At 33.9% G+C, this 23257-nt stretch carries 21 protein-coding genes; 9 read left to right on the top strand and 12 right to left on the bottom strand.

The window, feature by feature from the left end:
- Window position 1 precedes the first annotated feature (1 nt).
- Window positions 2–817: a GIN domain-containing protein gene (locus EG348_RS10025; protein WP_123982944.1), complete on the bottom strand. Its 816-nt coding sequence runs from the start codon at window positions 815–817 to the stop codon at window positions 2–4.
- A gap of 58 nt (window positions 818–875) precedes the next feature.
- Here EG348_RS10025 and EG348_RS10020 point away from each other — a divergent pair, with 58 nt between their 5' ends.
- A complete protein-coding gene (locus EG348_RS10020) occupies window positions 876–3017 on the top strand; it encodes a M3 family metallopeptidase (RefSeq protein ID WP_123982942.1) in 2142 nt (713 codons plus the stop codon).
- Window positions 3018–3291: 274 nt separating this feature from the next.
- Window positions 3292–3669: a YchJ family protein gene (locus EG348_RS10015; protein ID WP_123982940.1), complete on the top strand. Its 378-nt coding sequence runs from the start codon at window positions 3292–3294 to the stop codon at window positions 3667–3669.
- Window positions 3670–3707: 38 nt separating this feature from the next.
- Here EG348_RS10015 and EG348_RS10010 read toward each other — a convergent pair whose 3' ends face one another.
- From EG348_RS10010 to EG348_RS09985, 6 genes are all read right to left on the bottom strand, one after another.
- The gene (locus EG348_RS10010) at window positions 3708–4208 is read right to left on the bottom strand and encodes a peptidylprolyl isomerase (protein WP_123982938.1); all 501 of its coding nucleotides are present in this window, start codon (window positions 4206–4208) and stop codon (window positions 3708–3710) included.
- Window positions 4209–4319: 111 nt separating this feature from the next.
- A complete protein-coding gene (locus tag EG348_RS10005) occupies window positions 4320–4571 on the bottom strand; it encodes a VF530 family DNA-binding protein (protein ID WP_123982936.1) in 252 nt (83 codons plus the stop codon).
- Window positions 4572–4582: 11 nt separating this feature from the next.
- Window positions 4583–5431 (bottom strand): hypothetical protein, encoded by an 849-nt coding sequence (locus tag EG348_RS10000; protein WP_123982934.1) that lies wholly within the window; start codon window positions 5429–5431, stop codon window positions 4583–4585.
- 112 nt (window positions 5432–5543) lie between these two features.
- Window positions 5544–6566 (bottom strand): LLM class flavin-dependent oxidoreductase, encoded by a 1023-nt coding sequence (locus tag EG348_RS09995; RefSeq protein WP_123982932.1) that lies wholly within the window; start codon window positions 6564–6566, stop codon window positions 5544–5546.
- Between the two features lie 85 nt (window positions 6567–6651).
- Window positions 6652–7728: an acyltransferase family protein gene (locus tag EG348_RS09990; RefSeq protein WP_123982930.1), complete on the bottom strand. Its 1077-nt coding sequence runs from the start codon at window positions 7726–7728 to the stop codon at window positions 6652–6654.
- Between the two features lie 16 nt (window positions 7729–7744).
- Entirely contained in the window at window positions 7745–9886 is a 2142-nt protein-coding gene (locus tag EG348_RS09985) for a S9 family peptidase (RefSeq protein WP_123982928.1), read from the bottom strand.
- A gap of 552 nt (window positions 9887–10438) precedes the next feature.
- On the opposite strand from EG348_RS09985, the gene EG348_RS09980 reads away from it, so the two are divergent.
- The 3 genes from EG348_RS09980 (at window position 10439) to EG348_RS09970 (ending at window position 13142) form a co-directional block, all read left to right on the top strand.
- Window positions 10439–10951, top strand: coding sequence for a YceI family protein (locus EG348_RS09980; protein WP_123982926.1), 513 nt, complete (start codon window positions 10439–10441; stop codon window positions 10949–10951).
- A gap of 122 nt (window positions 10952–11073) precedes the next feature.
- The gene (ygiD, locus tag EG348_RS09975) at window positions 11074–11901 is read left to right on the top strand and encodes a 4,5-DOPA dioxygenase extradiol (protein WP_123982924.1); all 828 of its coding nucleotides are present in this window, start codon (window positions 11074–11076) and stop codon (window positions 11899–11901) included.
- Between the two features lie 71 nt (window positions 11902–11972).
- On the top strand, window positions 11973–13142 hold the full coding sequence (locus EG348_RS09970) for a carboxypeptidase-like regulatory domain-containing protein (RefSeq protein ID WP_123982921.1): 1170 nt from the start codon (window positions 11973–11975) through the stop codon (window positions 13140–13142).
- Between the two features lie 202 nt (window positions 13143–13344).
- Here EG348_RS09970 and EG348_RS09965 read toward each other — a convergent pair whose 3' ends face one another.
- From EG348_RS09965 to hutH, 3 genes are all read right to left on the bottom strand, one after another.
- Window positions 13345–14850, bottom strand: a complete 1506-nt coding sequence (locus tag EG348_RS09965; protein WP_123982919.1) for a S8 family peptidase — start codon at window positions 14848–14850, stop codon at window positions 13345–13347.
- Between the two features lie 124 nt (window positions 14851–14974).
- Complete coding sequence (locus EG348_RS09960) at window positions 14975–15421, bottom strand: GNAT family N-acetyltransferase (RefSeq protein WP_123982917.1); 447 nt, start codon at window positions 15419–15421, stop codon at window positions 14975–14977.
- Between the two features lie 266 nt (window positions 15422–15687).
- Window positions 15688–17175: a histidine ammonia-lyase gene (gene hutH, locus EG348_RS09955; protein WP_072411786.1), complete on the bottom strand. Its 1488-nt coding sequence runs from the start codon at window positions 17173–17175 to the stop codon at window positions 15688–15690.
- 129 nt (window positions 17176–17304) lie between these two features.
- On the opposite strand from hutH, the gene EG348_RS09950 reads away from it, so the two are divergent.
- From EG348_RS09950 to EG348_RS09940, 3 genes are all read left to right on the top strand, one after another.
- Window positions 17305–18069 carry a hypothetical protein gene (locus EG348_RS09950; protein ID WP_123982915.1) on the top strand — a complete coding sequence of 255 codons (765 nt, stop codon included), beginning with the start codon at window positions 17305–17307 and terminating at the stop codon, window positions 18067–18069.
- A 208-nt stretch (window positions 18070–18277) separates the two neighbouring features.
- A complete protein-coding gene (gene uvrC / locus EG348_RS09945) occupies window positions 18278–20068 on the top strand; it encodes an excinuclease ABC subunit UvrC (protein WP_123982913.1) in 1791 nt (596 codons plus the stop codon).
- Between the two features lie 134 nt (window positions 20069–20202).
- Window positions 20203–20994 (top strand): T9SS type A sorting domain-containing protein, encoded by a 792-nt coding sequence (locus tag EG348_RS09940; RefSeq protein ID WP_123982910.1) that lies wholly within the window; start codon window positions 20203–20205, stop codon window positions 20992–20994.
- 72 nt (window positions 20995–21066) lie between these two features.
- Here the strand turns inward: EG348_RS09940 and EG348_RS09935 are convergent, their stop codons facing one another.
- Window positions 21067–21885 (bottom strand): anti-sigma factor domain-containing protein, encoded by an 819-nt coding sequence (locus EG348_RS09935; RefSeq protein WP_123982908.1) that lies wholly within the window; start codon window positions 21883–21885, stop codon window positions 21067–21069.
- 1 nt (window position 21886) lies between these two features.
- Complete coding sequence (locus tag EG348_RS09930; RefSeq protein WP_228414856.1) at window positions 21887–22396, bottom strand: RNA polymerase sigma factor; 510 nt, start codon at window positions 22394–22396, stop codon at window positions 21887–21889.
- Window positions 22397–22657: 261 nt separating this feature from the next.
- Here EG348_RS09930 and EG348_RS09925 point away from each other — a divergent pair, with 261 nt between their 5' ends.
- Window positions 22658–23224 carry a fasciclin domain-containing protein gene (locus tag EG348_RS09925; protein ID WP_123982906.1) on the top strand — a complete coding sequence of 189 codons (567 nt, stop codon included), beginning with the start codon at window positions 22658–22660 and terminating at the stop codon, window positions 23222–23224.
- Window positions 23225–23257 lie beyond the last annotated feature (33 nt).

Below are 23257 nucleotides of genomic sequence, written 5' to 3'. Positions count from 1 at the left end.
TTTATTGAATCGTAACGCTTCCGCCACTGCTTTCGTCTTTTTTGATGTTCGTAACATTTCCTTTTTTGTAAACATCTACACTTCCGCCTGATGAAGCTTCTGCATCTATGCTTGATGTTGCGCTTACATCAACGCTTGCTCCACTTGATGCATCAACTTTTAAATTATCAGTGATAAGATCTTTTGCAGAAAGACTACTTCCTGAAGAAGAGCTCATATCGGCATTTTTTGCCTTTCCGGAAATACTGATGCTTGCTGCTGAAGATGCTTCCACATCAAGATCAACCGCCCATATTTTGCCGTCAAAACTACTGCTGCTGTCTGCAGAAATTTCAAATTTATTAGCTTCTAAATTTCCTGTAACACTTGCAGCACTCGATATTTCAATATCAGTTTTTTCTTGTGTAAATTTATCTTTTACCGTAATACTTGCTGCAGAATTAGCAATCAGCTTAGAGAAATCTTTAACATAAATTTTAGCTTTAACATCAGGCGTGTTCATAACTCTGATCCCTGATTTATAATGAATGTGTACTTTACTTCCAATTTTATCAATTAATATATCATCGATGATATTCGCAGGTGCATAAACTACGACCTTCTCAGTTTCAGATTTTACAATTTCAGCATCGATCGCCTGAGAAACTTCGATCTCATCAAAATCACCGGTATATTGTTTTTCTTTGCCTGGACCATGGTCCTTATTGGTCACCTTATCTACCCAATTGCTTTTATCATTAACGTTTCTCTCATGTTTTTCGTTACACGAGGATAATAAGACGAAGGCCGAAAAAATAAAAATAGTTGTTGATTTCATGTTTACCGTTTTATACATTAAGTTTTTAATATCTTTATACTTTAATAACAACTAATTTATGAAAAATATTACATCGGTATTATTAATTTCTGCATTAGCATTTAATTACTCTTGTACTACAATGAAAAAAACCGATAATCAACAGGAAATTCCTGTACCGGACACTTCTCTTTCATCAAATCCTTTTATGAAAAAAAGCAAACTTCAATACGAAGCTCCAGAATTTGATAAAATTAAAAATGAACATTTTAAACCGGCTTTTGATTTTGGATTAAAACAGCACGACGCTGAAATTTTAAAAATTGCCAACAATCCCGAAGCTCCGACTTTTGAAAATACGATCGTTGCTTTAGAAAAAAGTGGCGAGGTTTTAAAAAGAACAACTATTGTATTTTCAAACCTTACAAGTGCAAATACAAACCCAACATTACAAGCTTTGGACGAAGAATATGCTCCAATTTTTGCTGCACATTCTGATAAAATGTATTTGAATGATAATCTTTATAAAAGAATAAAATCCATCAAAGAAGATGGTTTAGATCCTGAAAGTAAAAGACTCGTACAGTTTTACAAGCAGAATTTTGAAATCGCAGGTGCGAATCTTTCGGCAGCCGATAAAGAAAAATTAAAGCAGGTAAATCAGGAATTAGCTTCACTTTCTACTCAATATGCCAATAAATTATTGGAAGCTAGAAAAGTAGGTGGTGTTTTCTTTTCGAACGCAAAAGAACTTGACGGACTTTCTGCTGACGAAATCGCAGCAGCTGCAACCGATGCAAAAACTGCCGGAAAAGATGGACAATATCTTTTAGCTTTACAAAATACAACTCAGCAACCTTTACTACAAAACCTTACTAACAGAGCAACGAGAGAGAAGTTATTTAAAGCTTCTTGGTTAAGAGCTGAAAAAGGTGATGCGAACGACACCAGAGAAACCATTGAGAAACTGGCAAAGTTAAGACTTAAAAAAGCTCAGATTTTAGGTAAGAAGAGTTTTGCAGAATGGAAATTGCAAGATCAGATGGCAAAAACGCCTGAAGCAGCGACCAACTTAATGAACCAGATTGCTACTCCAGCCGTAGAAACAGCAAAACGTGAGGCAAAAGACATTCAAGATTTGATCGATCAGCAAAAAGGAGGTTTCCAAGTTGAGCCTTGGGACTGGAATTTTTATGCTGAACAAGTAAGAAAAGCGAAATTCGATTTAGATGAAAACCAAATCAAACCTTATTTTGAAATCACAACGGTTTTGGAAAAAGGCGTTTTCTTCGCTGCTGAAAAATTCTATGGACTGACATTCAAAAAGAGAACAGATCTTCCGGTTTATCATCCTGATGTTGTAACGTATGAAGTTTTTGATCATGATGGAAAATCTATTGCGATCTATTATTTGGATTTCTATACAAGAGATTCTAAAAATGGTGGAGCCTGGATGAGTAATTTTGTTGAGCAATCTTATCTATTGGGAACAAAACCTGTTATTGTAAACTGTTATAATTATCAGAAACCTGCTCCGGGGAAACCTTCATTAATTAGCTTTGATGATGTTTCGACTATCTTCCATGAATTTGGTCACTCGATCCACGGAATGTTTGCAAGTCAGAAATATCCATCGCTTTCAGGAACAAATGTACCGAGAGATTTCGTAGAATTCCCTTCTCAGATTAATGAGCATTGGGCTTTAGATCCTATTGTTTTAAAGAATTATGCCCTTCATTACGAAACAAAACAGCCTATTCCACAAGCTTTAGTTGATAAAATCAAAAAAGCGGGAACATTTAATCAAGGTTATATGACAACAGAATTAGTTTCTGCTGCTGAACTTGACATGGATTGGCATACTGTAACGAATGAAAGTCAATTAATCCCTGTTTTAGATTTTGAAAAACAATCATTAACAAAACACGGATTTACATTAGCAACCGTTCCACCAAGATATCACACTCCTTATTTTGCACACATTTGGGGAGGTGGATATTCAGCAGGATATTACGCTTATTTATGGTCTGAAACATTGGATAATGATGCATGGGAATGGATTTCAAAGAATGGAGGACTAACAAGAGAAAATGGTGACCGTTTCAGAAAATATATTCTTTCTGTAGGTAATTCTGTTGATCTAAATCAGGCATTCAGAGATTTTACAGGACATGATCCGGATATTAAGCCTTTATTGAGAAACAGAGGTTTTATTAAATAAATTTTTAAAAGCATTCATTTTTTGGATGCTTTTTTTATTTACTACAGATGTTTGTGTTATATTTTATCATGAATAAAAAGATTATGCGCAATCATCTGTGAAAATCTGTGCGATCTGTGGAAGAAATATTCTTTTATAGGTTTTGGCTAAAGCCAATTTGGAATTAATATTTTATTTAAACGGGCTAAAGCCCGTTTCTATTGACACAAAATTTATGTTATTTGTGAAAAAATATTCGTGTAAATTTGTGTTTTGAAAATTAAAATTAGAAAAAATGAACTGTCCCTGCTGCTCAGGAAAAACCTACGAAGAATGTTGTAAACCTTATCATACAGGAGAAAAAAATGCTCCGACAGCTGAAGCTTTGATGCGTTCACGGTTTTCAGCATTTGCGATTCCCAATGGAAAGTATCTGATGGAAACAACATCTCCAGGCAAAAGACAATTTCATAATACAAAAGATTTACAGGAATGGGGAGAAATCAATGAATGGACAAAACTGGAGATTATTGATAAACCTTCTGTCAGCAAAGTTGAATTTAAAGCTTTTTATACAGATCAAGACGGTCAAAAGCAGGTTCATCATGAATTATCGAAATTCAAAATGATACAAAACCGTTGGTTTTATGTAAGTGGAGAATTTTTAGAATAAAAAATGTCCGATTAGAAATCGGACATTTATATTATATTTTAGTGAGCTTCGTTTCCGTCAACTCCGTGAGCGTGACCGTGTGATAATTCATCTTCTGTCGCAGGACGTGTATTTAAAATTTCTACCTGGAAATCTAACACTTTCCCAGCCATTGGATGGTTAAGGTCTGCTACTACAGCTTCCGGCGTTACTTCTACTACGAATGCCTGGAAATTATTTCCTTCATTATCAGATAAAGGTAAAATAGCTCCTACAGGAGGAATTCCAGCTTCTTTAAACATATCTATCGGCAATTGAGCAATAGCATCCGGTTGTTTTTCACCGTAAGCTTCTTCCGGCTGAATTACAAAAGCTGCTTTATCACCAGCTTTTAAACCAAGAATATTTTGTTCAAATTTAGGAATCATCATTCCCATACCGTATAAGAATGTAAGTGGATTTTCGTCTGTTGTTTCTTCTACAAGAATTTTATTTCCATCCTCTTCGATAGTGTGAAGTATATACTTTACAGCTACAACGTGATTGTTTTCAATTGTCATATTTTTTCTTTTTTTCGTGATTTTCTTTCACGATTAATGGCACAAATATACTATTTTTGAAATTATTGATCGAAGAAATACCTTTAAACAAGAATCTAAAACATACTGTTTTTAGTTTTCACTTTTTGGTTCGTTCTTTTTTTTCTGTCTTAAAACATAAAGATACAGGCTTTCAACTTTTGTTCTCGCCCAATCTGTTTTTCGTAAAAACTTGAGAGAAGAATTGATGCTCGGATTATCTGTGAAACATTTGATATTGATCTGTTGTCCCAATTTCTCAAATCCACCGTAATAATCTACCAGCTCTTCAAGAATAGCATCGAGTCTTTTTCCGTGTAAAGGATCTTTTGCTTTTTCGTGCATAATTTCTATTCTTAATTTTTATTCATACTATTTTTCTCAGATTTTTCGATACTCTCGGCCATTCTTTTAAAGTCTTTTTCTTTTATAATCACCAGATTATTAGTTTTATTTCTCCATATGCTTACAAAGTCTTTAGAAACCACAAAATAATCGTCCCAGTTTGTGAATTTATAATAAAGCATTAATGTACAGATATCGGTAGGTGTTATCGTCTGCTGATTTTCCAACACATGAGAATGAAGTCCAGAAATCGCATTTTCCATTTTTTCCTCTTTCATAGCCTGAACAATAATTCCCTTATGCAGCTTTTCTATATTTTTAACTTCATTTTTATCATTAAAACTAATGAGATAATCGTTCCCAAAAATAACGATATTATCCACCGAAGGACCGGTAACGGCATACACTTTCTTAACATTATTTTTATCAATGAGAGGAATCAAATTGATACTTGTGTTATTGTACTGTTGAAAAATAGTATCAGTTTTTACTTTTTCGTTGGCATTTTGTCTGATTGTGAAATAATCTAATTCTTTAGTTGTAAAATCTCTTTCGTTCAGATCCAATTTTGCATCTCTCGGATTATAATTGGCAGGAAAAGCAACTGTAGCTAAAACTTTATTTTTTTCAGAAAAGAAAATACATTTTGGAACACCACCATCAATGTAGGAAAAATATCCTTTTATATTTTCCATCTTATCATAATTTGCTTTCAAAACATCGGTTCCGTACCAGCTCGCCATTTCACTTCGATACAATTCAATACCTTCTTCCTGTATTTCCTTTGCTGTTTTTTTTAGATCCTGAGCATTAATTATTGTTCCTATTAAAGCAAAAAAAAGAATCCATATATTTTTCATATCAAATTTGTTTCAACCAAAAGTAACATTAATATTCTCAATATTCTTTAAACTTTTTATATTTAATTCAAGAAAAACCTCCGTTGAAAATTTCAGCAGAGGTTTTATTTTATCAATTTTGAACAATAGGTTTTACTTTTTCACCAAATAATTCAATAGATTTCATCATCACATCATGAGCGGGATCGCCGACATCCATATGCCCGATAAATCTCGTAATTCCGAAAATTTCTTTCATGTAAGCAATTTTATCTGCAACTTCTGCCGGACTTCCGATGAATAAAGCGCCATCTTTGTTTCTTCCACCATCATATTGCGCTTTTGTATAAGGCGCCCAACCCCTGGAAGCTCCGATTCTATCCATCTGAGACTTGTAATTATTAAAATATCCGTCTACAACATTTTGGTCGTTACTTACAAAAGTGTGTGAGTGAATCGCGATCTGCATTTTAGATACATCATGACCTGCTTTTTGGTATTCCTGCTTATAAAATTCGATTAAATTTTTAAACTGAATCGGCATTCCGCCAATAATAGCAACCACCAAAGGCATTCCCAATTGTGCAGCGCTTAAAACCGATTGTGGTGTTCCGCCAACAGCTCTCCAGATTGATAATTTGCCATCATTTTTTGCTCTTGGATAAACGGTTTGATTTTGCATCGGCGCACGAAGCTTTCCAGACCACGAAACATTTTCTTCTGAATTTATTTTTAATAATAATTCTAATTTTTCATCGAAAAGCTGTTCATAATCGTTCAAAGAATATCCGTACAACGGAAAAGATTCTATGAAACTCCCTCTTCCTACGAATATTTCGGCTCTACCGTCTGATATTAAATCTAATGTTGAAAAGTCTTCATATACTTTTACAGGCTCGGATGAACTTAAAACCGTTACACCACTTGCCAATTTTATATTTTTGGTGATACTTGCAGCTGCAGCCAAAACAATTTCTGGTGACGAAACCGCATAATCCGGACGGTGATGCTCTCCCATCGCGAAAACATCAATTCCCACCTCATCCATTGTTTTTACCTGCTCAAGAATTTCACGAATCTTTACGCCTGCATCTCTATATTTTCCGGTTGTCTGGTCAAAAGATAAGTCGCCAAACATTCCTATTCCTAATTCCATATTTTTTGATTTTTAGATAGGACAAAATTACGGCTATCAATATTTAAAAACATTGATCGATGGTAAGAACGAACAATGGTCAAACTTAGTTTGAACCTTTAAGCTTTAAAAATTGTTTCTCGAAAAGATGATAGGATAAATAGGCAAAAATTACAGTGAAAACAAACGCCAATGAAGTAATAGAATACCAATTTAAATGATACTTCTCCCCCATTTTGACAAATAAACTAATGCATATCGGATGAATTAAGTATAAACCGTAAGTGTATTTTCCAAGACGGGCCAATATGGTTTTATCTGAGATTTTAAATACATTTTTTTCTCCCAAAGTGAATAGAATCAGTAAAGAAAACAGCATTCCAAAGAAAAGTGAATTAATTTTTACATCAGGAATTACTGTCGTATTTAATCTTATGACAATGGCTGATAAGACAAATACAGCATAAAAATATTTATAAATAGACGGAATTTCATTCAGTTTTTTAATAATTTCTTTATGAAAAACAAATAAGTAAGCCGGAATTGTTCCAAAAGCAAAATTATCAATATTCGTAAAAATATCTACAGTCGGAATATTATATGTTTCATACACAATCTTGGTTAAAAATGAGACCAAAATACTTACAACAATAAGCTTTGGAATATTTTTTAATGATATAAAATAGAAAATAAGTCCCCAGATAATATAAAAATGCTCCTCAATACAAAGCGACCAAATAACAGGCAATGGAGCCACATTCGGAAAACTTCCGGTGTACATCATCATATAGTTTTCGAGGAATGTAAAGGTAAAGAACCAATTCGGCTCGTAACCGTCATTAGAAAACGAAATATGAAAAAAAGTCAGGATAAAAGGCGTACAAAATGCAAAAATAGCCATCGCATAATACAAGGGCCATATTCTTAATATTCTTCTTTTAAAGAACTTTTTAAGTGAAATTTTATTTTGGTTATTAAGCTTTTCAAGAATTAAAATATAGGTAATTAAAAAACCGCTTAACACAAAGAAAAAAGAAACACCAATCCCCCCTCCCTTAGAAATATAGTGCAATACACTGTCTGTAGGAATGGGGGAATGATGTAAGAAAACTAATAAAAAAGATAGAAATCTTAACGAATCAAACGTATGAAAGTGGACTCTATCTACTTTTACAAAGTTCATTCTATATTTTTAATGATTACTTTTTCAAGTTCTGATCAAAATAATCGGTTACTTTCTGCATCAAATGTACTCTGTCTTTTCCGATCACGTTGTGTGGATGTCCCGGATAAACGAAGTAATCTAGCTGAACTCCATTATCAACCGCAGATTTAATGAATTTGATAGAATGTTGCCAAACCACCACATCATCCTGCGCACCGTGGATCATCAATAATTTACCTTTCAAGTTCTGAACTTTATCCAATAAATTAGCTGCTGCGTACCCTTGTGGGTTTTCCTGAGGTGTATCCATATATCTTTCGCCGTACATGATCTCGTACATGCTCCAGTCGATCACCGGACCACCTGCAACACCTACTTTGAAAACTTCAGGATGACGAGTCATGAAACTTGTCGTCATAAATCCACCGAAGCTCCATCCATGAATACCCAATTTTTCTGAATCAACATAAGGAAGAGATTTTAGATAATCTACCCCTTTCATCTGGTCATTCATTTCGGTTGTTCCTAAGTTTCTGAAAACAGCCTGCTCGAACTTCATTCCACGGTTGGCAGAACCTCTTCCATCCATTGTGAAAATAATGTATCCGTTTTGAGCCATATACTCGTACCAAAGGTTTCCTGAGGCAGGGAAAGTATTCGTTATCAATTGTAAATGTGGTCCGTTGTACAGATAAACAATTACAGGATATTTTTTGTTCGGATCAAAATTCGTCGGAAGGATTATTTTACCGTATAAAGGTGTACCATCGTCAGCTTTTAGGTTTACATTTTTAATTTCAGGTCGCTGATAATTTTTCAATGTATTTTCAGCTGTAAGAATATTATCGGATTTTAATGTATTTGTATTAATAATGTTCGCAACTTTTGGCGTGTTGGCATTGCTGTAAACATCGTATAAATAATTTCCGTCACTGCTTAAAACTCCTGTGTGAACGCCTTCTGCATTGTCTAATCTCTGTAGTTTAAAGTTAGCCCAATTGATTCTGTATAAATGTTTTTCCAAAGGAGTTTCTTTCGTAGAAGTGAAATAAATTTCCTTTTTCTTTTCATTAAAACCTAAAATGTCCGTTACCAGCCAATCTCCTTTTGTGATCTGAGCAACCAAACCTTTTTCTAAACTATAATGAAACAAATGATTATAACCCGTTCTCTGACTCTGCCAGATAAAGTCTGTAGTAGAATTTGGGAAGAAAGTTAATGGATGTTGAGGCTCAACATATTTACTGTCCGATTCTTCAAATAAAGTTTTCACTAAATCTCCTGTAACAGCATCATACTGATTCATTTTCATATGATTCTGACCTCTGTTCAACACTCCAACAAAGATATATTTTGAATCCGGGCTCCAGGTAATTGCTGTTAAATATTGATCTTTCTCACCTTCAACTTTCAGGAAAGTCGTTGATTGATTTTTAATATTGTAAACCCCCAATGTAACTTCGTGAGACTTTTGCCCCGCCATCGGATATTTGATATTGTGATTTACCGCCGGAGTTACCGACCAATCGATCACAGGATAATCTGCAACCATCGTCTGATCCATTCTGTAGAATGCTACACTTTCCGAATTTGGTGCTGGGAAAATTCCGTTATCGATCCCGAATTCGTTTCTGTGGACATTGGCAGCACCGTTAAGAATATTTTCGTTAGAATCATTCGTTACTGCGATTACTTTTCCGTTTTTATTGACAAATAAATTATTCTTTACTGTGTAGGCAAAAGTCTGATTATCATTAAACACTTTTACATTCGCAGCATTTCCATCTAAAGATGTTGAGCTTTTTACTTTCCAGTCGCTTCCGGATTTATCAGCCCAGATCATTTGACCGTTCGCATTAAAGTATCCTTGAGATTTGCTGATAAATTTGATCTGTGGAACTGCTTTTAGTTTATTATCAGAAAAACTTCTGTTCAACTGCGTCAAAGAAACCAAAGTATCCTGTTTTGCAGTCTTTAGATCTGTGATTAAATATCCGCCTTTCACTGCCTGAATGTAAGATTTACCATCTCCAGACCATGAAAATTGAGAGATATTTTTCACTGCTAAGTTCGTTCTCAACCCGTTTACAGCCTCCGCCATCGTGAATTTCTGAGTCTGGGCAAAAACCGATCCGCCCAAAACTACCATCAATAAAGAAAATCTATGTAATTTCATTGTATAAAATTGAATCCATCAAAAATAAGAAATAAAAGTTAACCGTTAAGAAATGTTAAATTAGATTTAATAGTTTTTGGTTGATGGTTGTTAGTTTTTGGTTTTTTGCGACTCTCCTAACAATAGTTGTACGGTGTCTTTGTTATTCAGAACGGAACGAAGTGGAGCGTAGAATTTATATTTACTTTTTAATAATGATTGTTAAGATTCTTACGAAATGATAAACTGTATGGTGATTCGTTATAAATATTTTGATGTTTTGAGATTGCTTCGTCACTTCGCTCCTCGCAAAGACAAATCGTAATGATGGCGACCAATACCCTAGCCCCGATTGCAATGAAAATCCTTTTTTGAAAAAAAAGATTGTAATGGAAAGCGGGAAATAGCTTCTAAAGAATAAGTAATAGATTTCTCCTTCGTCGAATGATAGGTTGTAATGTTAATTTGAAGTTAAAATTGTTACGATATTCATTTCTTATCTTACGTCAATGATTTGAACCTATACCTTATCCTAAATTTGCAGTATAAATAACAATAAAAAAACATATTACAATGGCAACAAAATGGAACCTAGACCCAACGCATAGTGAAATTACTTTCAAAGTAAAACACATGATGATTTCAAACATTAAAGGTAACTTCACCAACTTCACTGCAGAAATTGATGCTGATGATGATACTTTCGCAAACGCTAAAACGACTGCAACGATTCAGACTGATTCTGTTTCAACTCATAATGCAGACAGAGATAATCACCTTAAATCTGCAGAGTTTTTCAATGCAGAAGCGAACCCTACAATTACTTTCGATTCTCAGGCCTTGAATGGTGCTGTAACTGGAAATTTAACGATTAACGGTATTACAAAACCTATCACTCTTGATGTAGATTTTAACGGAATCAACGTTGATCCATGGGGAAATACTAAAGCTGGTTTCTCTTTTGAAGGGAAAATCAACAGAAAAGACTTCGGATTAAACTGGAATGCTGCTCTTGAAGCTGGAGGTGTAATGGTAAGCGAAGATGTAAAATTAGCAGGAGATTTACAGTTTGTAAAACAAGCATAATAAAACGGATTTTTGGGAGCCCAACGGGACAAATTAACCAAAAACATCCAAAAAAATTTAATCATAAAAGGTTCAGGGATTTTCTAAAAACCTTGAACCTTTTTCTTTTTTAATACTATAGTATGAACCTCAACGATCTACAAAATATCAGTGACAATTTTCAAAGTACGCAAAGAATGCCTGTTTTATTTCTTGGGCACGGTTCGCCGATGAATGCGATTGAAGAAAATCAGTTTGTAAAGGGTTTCAGAAAAGCCGCGACAGAGATTCCCAAACCGAATGCTATTTTGTGTATTTCCGCCCATTGGTATACTCCGGGAACTTTTGTGACGGCGATGGATATGCCAAGAACGATTCATGATTTTGGAGGTTTTCCGAAAGCGTTGTTTGATGTAGAATATCCCGCTCCCGGAAGTCCTGAACTGGCAAAAGAAACAGCTGAACTTTTGGCTCCTATCTTGGTTGAGGAAGATCATAATTGGGGACTGGATCATGGCGCATGGTCTGTTATCAAACATATGTATCCTAATGCGGATATTCCTGTGATTCAGTTGAGTATTGATTATACAAAACCTCCGCAATATCATTTTGAATTGGCTCAAAAATTAAATAAACTTCGCAAAAAAGGTATTCTTATTATCGGAAGCGGAAATATTGTTCATAATTTAAGATTGATCGACTGGAAAAATATTGATACCGTTGGAGCCGGCTGGGATTGGGCAATTGAAGCCAGAGAGAAAACCAATAATTGGCTTCTTGATGGTAATTTCCAACCCATTATTGATTATCAGAAACAGGGAACATTTTTACAATATGCAGTTCCGACTCCGGATCATTATTTACCGTTAATCTATACATTAGGATTGAAAGATAAAGCGGAAAATTTAGTCTTATTTAATGATGAATTAATTGGCGGTTCTTTGAGTATGACAAGCGTGAGAATTGGTTAAATTATTTTCATTCACTAAATATTTAATAAAAACTTTTTTTATCACTATAAATATAGTAATATTGTTTTACCATGAAAAAAACGATATTACTATTTCTATTTTTACTACCTCTTTACAGTGTATTTGCCCAAATCATTAAAGGTACGGTTGTAAATGATGCCGAACAGAAAATTGCCAATGTCAATATTTATCTGGACGGAACCAAAATCAATACTATCTCAAAGGAAGATGGAAGTTTTAGTCTTAATGTAGCATCACAAACCAGTGGAAGTTTGGTCTTCCAAAAGGAAAATTATGAAACTTTTACAACAAAGCTTTCTGAAGTTATCAATAAAACATTGAGAGTTGTTTTAATTAAGACCAATACAATCGAAGAGGTTAAAATTATTCCTTACACTGAAGAAGCTTACAAAAATTACATCTATTATTTTCTGAATACATTCATTGGTTCCGACAGAGAAAATGTAAGAATTAAAAATCAACGGTCTTTAAAATTTGCCTACGATAAAACCAACAAAAACCTGAAAGTAAAAGCTCCACAGACTTTAATTATTGAAAATAAAAATTTAGGTTACGAAATACAATACAACCTCATCAGCTACTCTGTCGATTTTGAGTTTAAAATGGTCAATTATACCGGAACAAGTTTTTTTAAAGAAACAAAAAAATCGGATAAAGTAAAGCTTAACAGAATGAATGCTTTTGACGGAAGTCTACTCCATTTTTTTCGAAGTATTTACAAAAATAAGGTTTCCGAAGATGGATTTATTGTGAATAAAGTCGTAAAATTCCCCAATCCGAAATATCCGACCGAAGAAGAGTTAAAAACATTGAAAAATTTTTCAGAAATGATGAAAAATTCAAGAAATATGAATATTCCCGAAGATATCAGTGATATTCTGAGACGAAAAAACAATGAAAAACCCTACGCGCTTGCCATCACAAAAACAAAGATTCCTGATGCTGATTATGTAAAAAGATCCGGTGAGGAAGTCCTTTTTAGCTTTGTAGACATGCTTCAGGTTAATTATCCCAAATATTTCTTTGAACGAAAAGGAAAAGATTTTGTTAAAAGTACCACACCTGTAATGTTGTCTTCCTTTCTTCATCCCGAAGGTGAAACATTTGAAGTTTCAAAAGACGGAAACATCACCACTCCCGATCTACTCATCAATGAAGGAGATTTTTCAAAAAATAAAATTGAAAATATGCTTCCTTTAGATTATCAGTTAGGAGATTAATTAATAAAAAATTTAACCACAAAAGTTGCAAAAGATCTTATTCGTGTAAATTTGAGTTGATCAAAGTTCATAAAAGAATAATGATCAAAAGTTTTTAAAACCTATTTGCTCTTAACTTACATTGAATTCATAAACTTAAAACTATTTAAGCATTAAATCTTTTGTGCCTTTTGTGGTTAAAATTAAATTTTCAGTTTAAATTTTACTGTACAGCCTGTAAAACATTAATATTTCCATATCCGTAATCTAAATTCGGAATTGGATAATACGTAGCAGACTGTCTCATTTTATTCAAGACCTGCTCTCTCGTCCATGATGGGTTTTTAGACCAAACTAAAGCAGCAATTCCTGCCGTAGAAGCGGTTGCCACGGACGATCCGCCTACATAATCGGTTTGTGCGTTATAATAACTTAGAACCGGAACACTGTTTCCTGAAGCTCTCTCCATTTGATAGGTAAAATCAATTTCAGCTCCTGAATGGCAAACATCACATTTTTGATTGGAAGTATTTTCTTTTACTCCCGTGATTGCTTGAGTTTCCGGCATCCAGGCAGGGAAAATAACCCCCACAAAAGTAGTGAAGCTTGTAGAAGTTCCGCCGGCACAGAAAATTAATTTTCCTTTTGAATAAGCATATTTTACTCCGTCTTCAATTTTACCTACAGAAAAAATGTGTCCCATTGACATGGAAATAATTTTCACACTATTATTATTGGCTAATTCTGTGAAAGCTATTTTTACTCCATTTTGTTCGTGATAACCATCCAAAACAACGTTGGTTGCTGCACGATAAGCGATTAAATTGGCATTATAAGCAACTCCAACCGGTTGTCCTTGGTTATTTCGCGGAGCTGCCATTGCAGAAGCCATGCTTGTTCCGTGTCCACACTGATCATTTGGCCCGTCGTAACCCGTAGCCCATGGCCAGACAGAATCTACATGCACCCCAACTTTACTGATTGTTCTGCCCGATGATAATCCATTATTAAAACTGCTTCCCAACAGACTTTGTTCAGGAGAAACCCCGGAATCGATCAAGCCAATCGTCACTCCGGCTCCTGTACTGTAGCTCCAGGCATTGGTGATATTATGTTTGTAGAAAGACCACGGTGCTTTCGCGTTGGGAGTTACGGTTGTATAGTCGGCAGCATTTAAAGCCGTTGATTCAAATCCGCATCCTGAGCTGCCGCTTGATTTCGCGGTTCCGTTGAATTTACTTTCGTTTTCGAAATAATGATAATCTGCAGGCTCCAGATAACGAATGTTTTTCATTTTACGAAGAGCAATAACTGTTTCCTGTTTTTCAATAGCAACATCTATCTGATTGAGATATTTGTCAGCATTAAGTAAAATTCTGCTTTTTTCTTTTCCTTCATATTTCTCAATAAGAGCTAGAATTTCATTTTGAATTTGCTCATTGTTTGAAGACAAGCTTCGGTCAAAATCGTCTTTTGTAGAGCCAAAGCCAATTGAAGCGACTTTATTTCCCTGAAAAACGGCACTCCAGACAAGATGATCGGAAGATTTCGCCCATGAGAAATTTCCCGTACTCTTAATAGACTCATTAATTTTACCGTTAATCTGTTTTGCATTGAGAGGATCTTTTTGAGCAACCTCAATTTCGGTTACCTGATTCTGAAGTTCGTCCCTGTTACATGAAACCGCCACAAAGAGCAGAAACATTACATAAAATACGTTTTTTTTCATATAAATTAATTTTTATTTGGTAATACAAGATATCACTTTCTCTTGAATTACAGTTCTTTAAAAATTAATTTCACATGATTTTTACATTAATTTTATTATGCTAAAAATAATATAAGACTATGATTTACAATCTTTTTTCGTAGCAGACACTTTTGTCAATTCCGATGTATTGTCCATAATTCGGAATTCTTTGATAACCGCTTTTTTCGTATACAGAAAGAGCTTCGTTTTGCTCTAATGAACTTTCCAGAACAGCTTTTTTATAACCGATTTCTTTTGCCCAGTTTTCTAATTCTTTTACGATCGTTCCTGCCAAACCTCTTTTCCTGAAATCCGGATGGGTGTACATTCTTTTGATCTCAACTGTATCATCCTCAAATTTTTTGAAAGCGCCACAAGCTGCAGGATTGTTATCTACATAAATAACGATACAGTTTTTGATCATATCAATTTTGTTGAATTGATCATAAAATGCATGATCTTCACCGTTACGAATCGCCAAATCGGCATCAAGAAGTTTTACCAGATTTTGAAAGTCAACGTTTGAAGAATCTGTTTTTGTAATTGTCATCTTTTTGTTTTTACTTTTGCTAAATTAATATTTTTAAATTATTCTTGTGATTTGTGTCTCGCTGATTTTGCAGATGTTTGTGTATATTTTTAGTTTGAAAAGCAATTTATTTAATATTTTTAAACACAAATTTCACAGATATTTTCACAAATAACACAAAAAAAACATAAACATCTGAGTAATTTGCAAATCAGCGAGAGAAAAATTTAAAACAAAAAAGCTCCCTTTTTCAAGGAAGCTTTTATATATATATTAAGTTTGAAAAATTAATTCACAACAAATTTTCTATCATTAATCAATTCAGCAATAGCGAGCATATCCTTTCCTATCAATCTATCATCTTCAAGTTTAGCCACTTTAGAACGAATGATTGCAAAGTTTTCTTCAATGATTTTTGAACATTTTGCAGGTCTTCTGAATTCTAATCCTTGCGCTGCAAACATTAATTCAACAGATAAAATATTAACCAAATTCCCAAGAACCTGATTGAATTTTCTTCCTGAAATACTTCCCATCGAAACATGATCTTCCTGACCCAAACTTGTAGGAATTGAATCCGCAGAAGCTGGAAAACATAATGTTTTATTTTCCGTAACCAACGCCGCAGAAGTATATTGAGGAATCATGAATCCTGAATTTAAACCAGAGCTTTCCGTTAACAATCTTGGTAAACCGTATTTTCCTTCCAATAATAAATAACTTCTTCTGTCAGAAATATTTCCTAATTCAGCCGCAGCCAACGTTGCATAATCTAAAGGCATTGCCATTAACTGTCCGTGGAAATTCCCTCCTGAGATTGATTCTTCAGCACTTAAAACAATCGGATTATCTGTTACAGAGTTTAATTCTGTATTCGCCATTAATTTAAGATGCTCAAAAGCATTTCTGCTCGCTCCATGAACCTGAGGAACACATCTCATTGAATAAGGATCCTGTACTCGTTCACAGTCTTCGTGAGCTTTCATATTTTCAGAACCTTTCAGAAATTTCACCATTCTGGCAGCTACTTTTTTACTTCCTTCAAATGGTCTTATGTCATGAAGTTCTTTTTTAAACGGACTTTCAGAACCTCTATAAGCTTCTAAACTCATTGCTGCAGTCAGATCAGCCAGATCCAACAGATATTCGAATTTCTCCAACCCTTTGATCGCATGCGCTAAGATAAATTGGGTTCCGTTAATTAATCCCAAACCTTCTTTTGGACCTAAAGTCAAAGGTTCAAGGTTATGTTTTTCTAAAATTTCAGCAGTTTCGAAAATCTGATCTCCTTCCCAAACCTGTCCTAATCCTAAAAGCGGTAAAACTAAGTGTGACAAAGGTGCCAAATCTCCCGAAGCACCAACAGAACCTTGTTCAGGAACCACAGGAATAATATCTTTCTCCAACATCGTGATCAATCTCTCGATCACCTCCAAAGAAACTCCCGAAAAACCTTTTGACAATGCATGAACTTTAGCAATGATCATGATCTTTGAAAATTCTTTATCAATCGGTTTTCCTACGCCTACCGCGTGAGAAATGATTAAATTATATTGTAATTGCGCTGTTTCGTCAGCAGAGATTTTTGTATCGCAAAGAGGCCCAAAACCTGTATTGATCCCGTACACACATCTGTCGGACTCAACAATTTTCTGAACGTTTTTCTGTGATTTTAAAATTTGATCTTTTGAAGCTTTATTAAGTTTCGCTTTTTTCGGATTTTTACAGATTTCCAATACATCATGAAAACTGAAAACATCTATCCCGTATATCATTGTCTTAATTTTGCTTAAAATTACACTTTTAACAACAACTGTAAAAGTAAAACTTTAACCTGTATTTATTTTTCAAAACAAGTGATTTATTTCATTACTTTTACTTCCGAAAATAAAAAACAATAACCTATGAAATTTAAAGCTTTACTATTGGCATTCTGCCTTGTAAGTGTTGCTTCTTTTGCCCAGGATAAGGTAAAATACTCAAAAGAAGACATCAAAAAAATGGAAATGTATCTTTTTAATGAAGGATTCAACACGCCATCTCCAAAGAAAACATCTACCGTAATTTTAAAGGACGGAACGACTTACAAAGGGTTCTGTGGTAAAATTGATACTAAAAAAGGACAGATTTTTGAAGTTTCTATCAAAGACAGTATCTCAAAAAAGAGCACAACTTTTAATGCAGATCAAATTGACGAAATGTATGTTTACCCAAGCAACGCTGAAAAGTATGCAAAAGTGGCCAAGTACATGGGAAATATCAGAAATTTTGGAACAAAAAGCTTAAATAAGAATACCACAAACGAGCGTATTCATTTTGTAAATCAAACTGTTTCTTTAAAAAATAAAAAAGACGATAAAGAATTCCTTATGCAGGTTATCAACCCTGGATTTGACAATATCATTTCTGTTTATCACGATCCTAGAGCGAAAGAAACAACCGGATTTTCTGTGATGGGTTCTCCTCAATTAGGTGGTGGCGTTATTAAATCTTATTACGTTAAAAAAGGCGATAAAGTAATGTGGCTACACAAAGATGATTTTGAAGACAACTACGATTTCCTATTCGGAGATAATGCAGAATTTATGAAAAAATACCCTAAAAAATCTATTGAATGGGATTATTTCAGCTTCTTGGTGAGCGAATATACTCAGATAACAAACGGATAAAATATTCAAACATATCATGTACAAAGCTGTAGAAATTTTCTGCAGCTTTTTTATTTTACGAAATCTAACTTGATTTAAATAAAAATTCTCGTATACTTTAAAGGCTTATTTAATAGATATAGTCGAAAAGATCTGTATCTAAAATTTAAAATAGGTTAAAAAAATATTAGTATCAACAGATAAAAGCAAAATTCCGTAATTTTGTTATATGAATCCTTCTTTAGAATTACAACTCAAAACTTTGCCTTCCGAACCCGGTGTTTATCGTTATTATGATAAAAATGAACATTTATTGTATGTAGGAAAGGCGAAAAATTTAAAGAAAAGGGTTCTGTCCTATTTCAACAAAAATCTTCCGGGTTACAGAACAAGAATAATGGTTGGCAAGATCCAGCGATTAGAAACGACCATTGTAAATAGTGAATATGACGCTCTTTTATTGGAAAATAACCTGATAAAAGAACATCAGCCGTTTTACAATGTTATGTTGAAGGATGATAAAACCTATCCTTGGATCTGTATTAAAAATGAAAATTTTCCACGTATTTTTTTAACAAGAACAAAGATCAAAGACGGTTCAGAATATTACGGCCCCTATGCAAAAGTACGTCCTGCAAAGATTCTACTGGAAACTATTAAACATATTTACAAACTCAGAACTTGTAATTTAAATTTAGCTCCATCCAAAATTGCAGAAGGAAAATATAAAGTCTGTCTTGAATATCACATCAAAAATTGCGAAGGACCTTGTGAAGATCTGGAAAGCAAAGAAGATTATGATGAAAAAATAGATGCGATCCGCGGAATTGTAAAAGGAGATTTCCGAAAGGCAAAAGAATATTTGGTTAATCAGATGATGAAATATGCTGAAAACCTCCAATTTGAACAAGCGCAGCTTGTTAAAGAAAAAATAGACATTCTTGAAGATTATCAGTCAAGAAATACGGTTGTAAACCCAAATATCGACGATGTAGATGTGTTTGGAATGACAAGCGATGAAACGGCCGCTTATGTGAATTTCTTTAAGATTAGAAATGGAAATATTATTCAGAGTTTCACGACAGAAATAAAAAAAATTCTTGAAGAATCGGACGAGGATATTATGGAAGAGGCTTTGATTGAAATTCGTCAGAAATTTGATTCAGATTCAAAAGAAGTTTTACTTCCTTTCCATTTATCTGTTGAAATTCCGAATGTAAAATTGATCGTCCCTAAAATGGGCGATAAAAAACGTATCGTTGAACTTTCCGAGAAAAATGCAAAAGAATATCGCTTAGAAAAATTAAAACAAGTTCAAATAATAGATCCGGAAAGACATGCCAACCGAATCATGGCAGAAATGCAAAAACTGCTGAGAATGCCCGTTGAGCCAAGACATATTGAAGGTTTCGACAACTCAAATATTCAGGGAACCAATCCGGTTTCGGCGTGTGTTGTGTTTAAAGACGGAAAACCAAGCAAGGCCGATTACAGAATTTTCCATCCAAAAACGGTGGAAGGAGCCAATGACTTTGCGACGATGGAAGAAGTGATTTACCGTCGTTATAAAAGATTACTCGACGAAGGGGATACTTTACCACAACTAATTTTGATCGATGGTGGAAAAGGACAGCTCTCTTCAGCGGTAAAAAGTTTAAGATTATTAGGACTTTACGGAAAGATTACCATTGTCGGAATTGCCAAAAGATTAGAGGAAATTTTCTTCCCGGAAGACCCGATTCCTTTATATCTAGATAAAAAATCTGAAACGCTTAAAATTCTTCAGAGAGTTCGAGATGAAGCCCACCGTTTTGGAGTAAAACATCACAGAACCAGAAGAACAAATTCTACTATAAAATCTGAGCTGGAAGAAATCCCGGGAGTCGGAGAAAAAACAATTGAGTTGCTTTTATCTAAATTAAAGTCTGTGAAACGTATAAAAGAGTCTAATTTGGAGACCTTGGAAGAAATTCTTGGGAAAAGTAAGGCGAAAGTTATTCATGATTTTTTCAATAACTAATTGAAATCATATTTAAAAGTCAATATTTAAATAAAATTAATCTAAAAATAGCATTTTTATTAGTAATTAAGCATCAAAAACACATAATTTAATATTTTTTCATAATTTTAATTTGTAATAAAAAATCAAATATTATGGAAAAAAACTATCTCTTAGCAAAAATTTTTGCATTATTTTCATTGATTGTAACTGCAATTCCATTTTATTCACAAACATATTGTAGTCCATCTTATCCTAGCGGATGCACAAATTGGAGAATTACTCAGGTAACAATTCCTGAAGTTGGTTTTACTAATTCATTTGCGGCTGGAACATGTACTTCCGAAAGAGATCGTACTTCTGTTGTTATCAACCTAAACACGACAACGAATTATACAATCAATGTGTCTACAACCAACTGGACTGCTTGCGGAATGGCAATTGATTTCAATAGTGACGGAGATTTTGATGATGCAGGAGAAAACTTGTTCTTACCGACTTATATTGCCAATCAAAACCAGACCTATACCGGACCTTTTACGATCCCGTCATCTGTAGCAGCCGGAAATTATAGAATGAGAATATGGAATCGTCTTGGGAACTCCGGTGCCGGTACACCAACTGCCGATTCTGCATGCGCTACTTACGCTTATGGAACATGGACAGATTATACCGTGAATGTTTTAGAGCCTTTATCTACCTCTGAAATTACATTATCTTCTGCTAAAATTTATCCAAATCCCGTTTCGGACGTTTTAACTATTGAAAATACAAAAACGATTAAATCTGTTGAAATATATGACTTCAATGGTAAATTATTAAGAAATGAGTTTCCTAAAAACAGTAAAAATACTATCATAAGATTGCCAGACCTAGTTCCGGGAATTTATACCGCAAAAATAATTAGTGATAAAGGAAATCAAAGCATTAAGTTTATCAAGAAATAATACAATCCTATTATTGCTCACAAAAAAAGCTCTTTAAATCAAGAGCTTTTTATTTTCATAAAAATATAACGTTTAGATAGCACCCATCACGTACATATTTTCCATTGTTGGAGTTGCACTTCCTCCCTGTTTTTCAAGAGTTATTGCAAATGCCTGAGCATTTTCTATATTTGAAAGAGCAATTTTACTGTCTTTTTCTTCAGTGTACATTCCTGCGCTTACAGGTTTTCCGTCTGCAATTGCCCAAAGCTGATACTGCATTCCTTCAGGAGCTTTTGGCAGGCTATCAGCATTTAGATACACTTGTTTAGATTTTTTATCCCAGAAAACCATTGCTTTGGAGTCAGCATGTTTTTCTACGCCTTTTAAAACAACCATCTGCATATCTGTACCTGATAGCATATCCCATTTTTGCTGCATTTTTTGATATGCTAAATCTTTAGACTGTTTTTCAGTTTCAAGTTTTGCAATGACTTTTTTATTTTCAGATTGAGTATTCATCCAGAATAAATTTCCGACAACACTTACTAAAAACAGTATCGATGCTGCAACAGCATAGGTTTTCCAATTGTTATTTTTTTGAGTTTTAATCTCTTTTATATCTCCCTGAACTTTCAGATCTTGTTTTACTTCTGAAATTACAGGTCTAACCTCTTCAACAATTTGTTCCTGTTGAATTTTATTCCAAATTTTAGATTTTAAATCATTTGGAGGAGTTACAGCCTGAGCTGTTGCTAAATCTTCCAAAGTTTTTTGAGCTTCTTCAAAAGCTACTTTAACTTCAGCATTGTTCTTCATCACACACTCCAAAATCCCTGCTTCCTCGTGAGAAGCAAAACCTAGAATATAAGATTCTATAATTCCGGATGATATGTATTCCTTAGTGTTCAATTTATTGATAATCTTTTAACAAATCCTTTAATTTTATCAATGCATTCCGCATTTTCGTTTTAACAGTACCCAGCGGTATCTTTAGTTTTTCTGATATCTCGTTTTGAGTATATCCCTGATAATACGCCAGATCTATAAGCTCCTGCTTATCAATCTCCAAACCTCCAAGAACGTCTTTGAACCCGATAAAGTCGGATGTCTTATTAGTCGTTGAAAGTTCTGCACTGTTATATACGAAATCAGGAAGTGGTTGGTTTTTAAGTTCGTTTTGGAAACCTTTTGATTTTAAATAATCTATCGCCGTATTTCTGGCAATATTAATCATCCAGGTATAAAATCTTCCTTTGGTAGAGTCATATTGAAGAATGGAGTTCCAGATCTTTACGAAAACATCCTGAATAACTTCTTCTGTATATTCTTTTGATTGTACAATTCGGAATATCACACCATAAAGCGCGCCGGAGTAATGGTCATACAAATAATGAAAACCAGCTTCGTTTTTCTCTTTCAATAAAACGATAAGTTCCTCTTCCGAATAGTTTGTTTTAATAACGAATATTTTTCAATCCAAATGTAATAAAATAAAATGTATAATAAAGAAAAACCAAAAAATATTTTATGTCGTAAATGATTTTGAAATTAACTCAACCTTCTTAACCAAGAAAAAATAATTTAAACAAAAAAATAATTTTTAAATCTAAAACAGAATCTACATCGTAAATGGTAGGTAAGAATAAGAAATCAAAAAATATTTAATTTAAAAAATCAAAAAATGAATACAAGATCAAAAATCGCAGTATTAGGAATGGTTGCTTTATCATTCGCTTTCAGTGGAAATCTAACTGCACAAATGAAAGAAAAAACAGTAATGGTAGGTGGTGCAGCAATGTATCCTTCAAAAAACATTATTGAGAACGCTGTAAACTCTAAAGATCACAAAACGCTTGTAACGGCTGTAAAAGCAGCCGGTTTAGTTGAAACTTTACAGGGAAAAGGTCCTTTTACTGTATTGGCTCCTACTGATGCAGCTTTCGCAAAACTTCCAAAAGGAACAGTGGAAAGCTTGGTAAAGCCTGAAAACAAAGAAATGCTTACTAAAGTTTTAACTTACCACGTTCTTGCAGGAAAATATAGTGCTAAAGAAATTTGGGCTGCGGTAAAAGCCGGAAACGGAAAAAGTATGATGAAAACCGTTGAAGGTGAAGATGTTACTTTCTGGACAAAAGGAAAAGATCTATACGTAACTGATGCTAAAGGAAATAGTGCAAAAATTACAATAGCTGATGTAAATCAGTCAAATGGTGTGATTCATGTGATTGACACTGTTTTAATGCCTTAATAATTTTAGTTTTTATGGTTAACTGTTATTAAA

The sequence above is a fragment of the Chryseobacterium sp. G0201 genome, assembly GCF_003815655.1.
Classification (GTDB): Bacteria; Bacteroidota; Bacteroidia; order Flavobacteriales; family Weeksellaceae; genus Chryseobacterium.
Note: the sequence above shows the minus strand (reverse complement) of the source record. Positions and strands in the feature narration are given on the sequence as shown.

Coding starts and splice junctions, on each gene's coding strand:
- EG348_RS10025 (WP_123982944.1), bottom strand. CDS start 817: ATGAAATCAACAACTATTTTTATTTTTTCGGCCTTCGTCTTATTATCC.
- EG348_RS10020 (WP_123982942.1), top strand. CDS start 876: ATGAAAAATATTACATCGGTATTATTAATTTCTGCATTAGCATTTAAT.
- EG348_RS10015 (WP_123982940.1), top strand. CDS start 3,292: ATGAACTGTCCCTGCTGCTCAGGAAAAACCTACGAAGAATGTTGTAAA.
- EG348_RS10010 (WP_123982938.1), bottom strand. CDS start 4,208: ATGACAATTGAAAACAATCACGTTGTAGCTGTAAAGTATATACTTCAC.
- EG348_RS10005 (WP_123982936.1), bottom strand. CDS start 4,571: ATGCACGAAAAAGCAAAAGATCCTTTACACGGAAAAAGACTCGATGCT.
- EG348_RS10000 (WP_123982934.1), bottom strand. CDS start 5,431: ATGAAAAATATATGGATTCTTTTTTTTGCTTTAATAGGAACAATAATT.
- EG348_RS09995 (WP_123982932.1), bottom strand. CDS start 6,566: ATGGAATTAGGAATAGGAATGTTTGGCGACTTATCTTTTGACCAGACA.
- EG348_RS09990 (WP_123982930.1), bottom strand. CDS start 7,728: ATGAACTTTGTAAAAGTAGATAGAGTCCACTTTCATACGTTTGATTCG.
- EG348_RS09985 (WP_123982928.1), bottom strand. CDS start 9,886: ATGAAATTACATAGATTTTCTTTATTGATGGTAGTTTTGGGCGGATCG.
- EG348_RS09980 (WP_123982926.1), top strand. CDS start 10,439: ATGGCAACAAAATGGAACCTAGACCCAACGCATAGTGAAATTACTTTC.
- ygiD (WP_123982924.1), top strand. CDS start 11,074: ATGAACCTCAACGATCTACAAAATATCAGTGACAATTTTCAAAGTACG.
- EG348_RS09970 (WP_123982921.1), top strand. CDS start 11,973: ATGAAAAAAACGATATTACTATTTCTATTTTTACTACCTCTTTACAGT.
- EG348_RS09965 (WP_123982919.1), bottom strand. CDS start 14,850: ATGAAAAAAAACGTATTTTATGTAATGTTTCTGCTCTTTGTGGCGGTT.
- EG348_RS09960 (WP_123982917.1), bottom strand. CDS start 15,421: ATGACAATTACAAAAACAGATTCTTCAAACGTTGACTTTCAAAATCTG.
- hutH (WP_072411786.1), bottom strand. CDS start 17,175: ATGATATACGGGATAGATGTTTTCAGTTTTCATGATGTATTGGAAATC.
- EG348_RS09950 (WP_123982915.1), top strand. CDS start 17,305: ATGAAATTTAAAGCTTTACTATTGGCATTCTGCCTTGTAAGTGTTGCT.
- uvrC (WP_123982913.1), top strand. CDS start 18,278: ATGAATCCTTCTTTAGAATTACAACTCAAAACTTTGCCTTCCGAACCC.
- EG348_RS09940 (WP_123982910.1), top strand. CDS start 20,203: ATGGAAAAAAACTATCTCTTAGCAAAAATTTTTGCATTATTTTCATTG.
- EG348_RS09925 (WP_123982906.1), top strand. CDS start 22,658: ATGAATACAAGATCAAAAATCGCAGTATTAGGAATGGTTGCTTTATCA.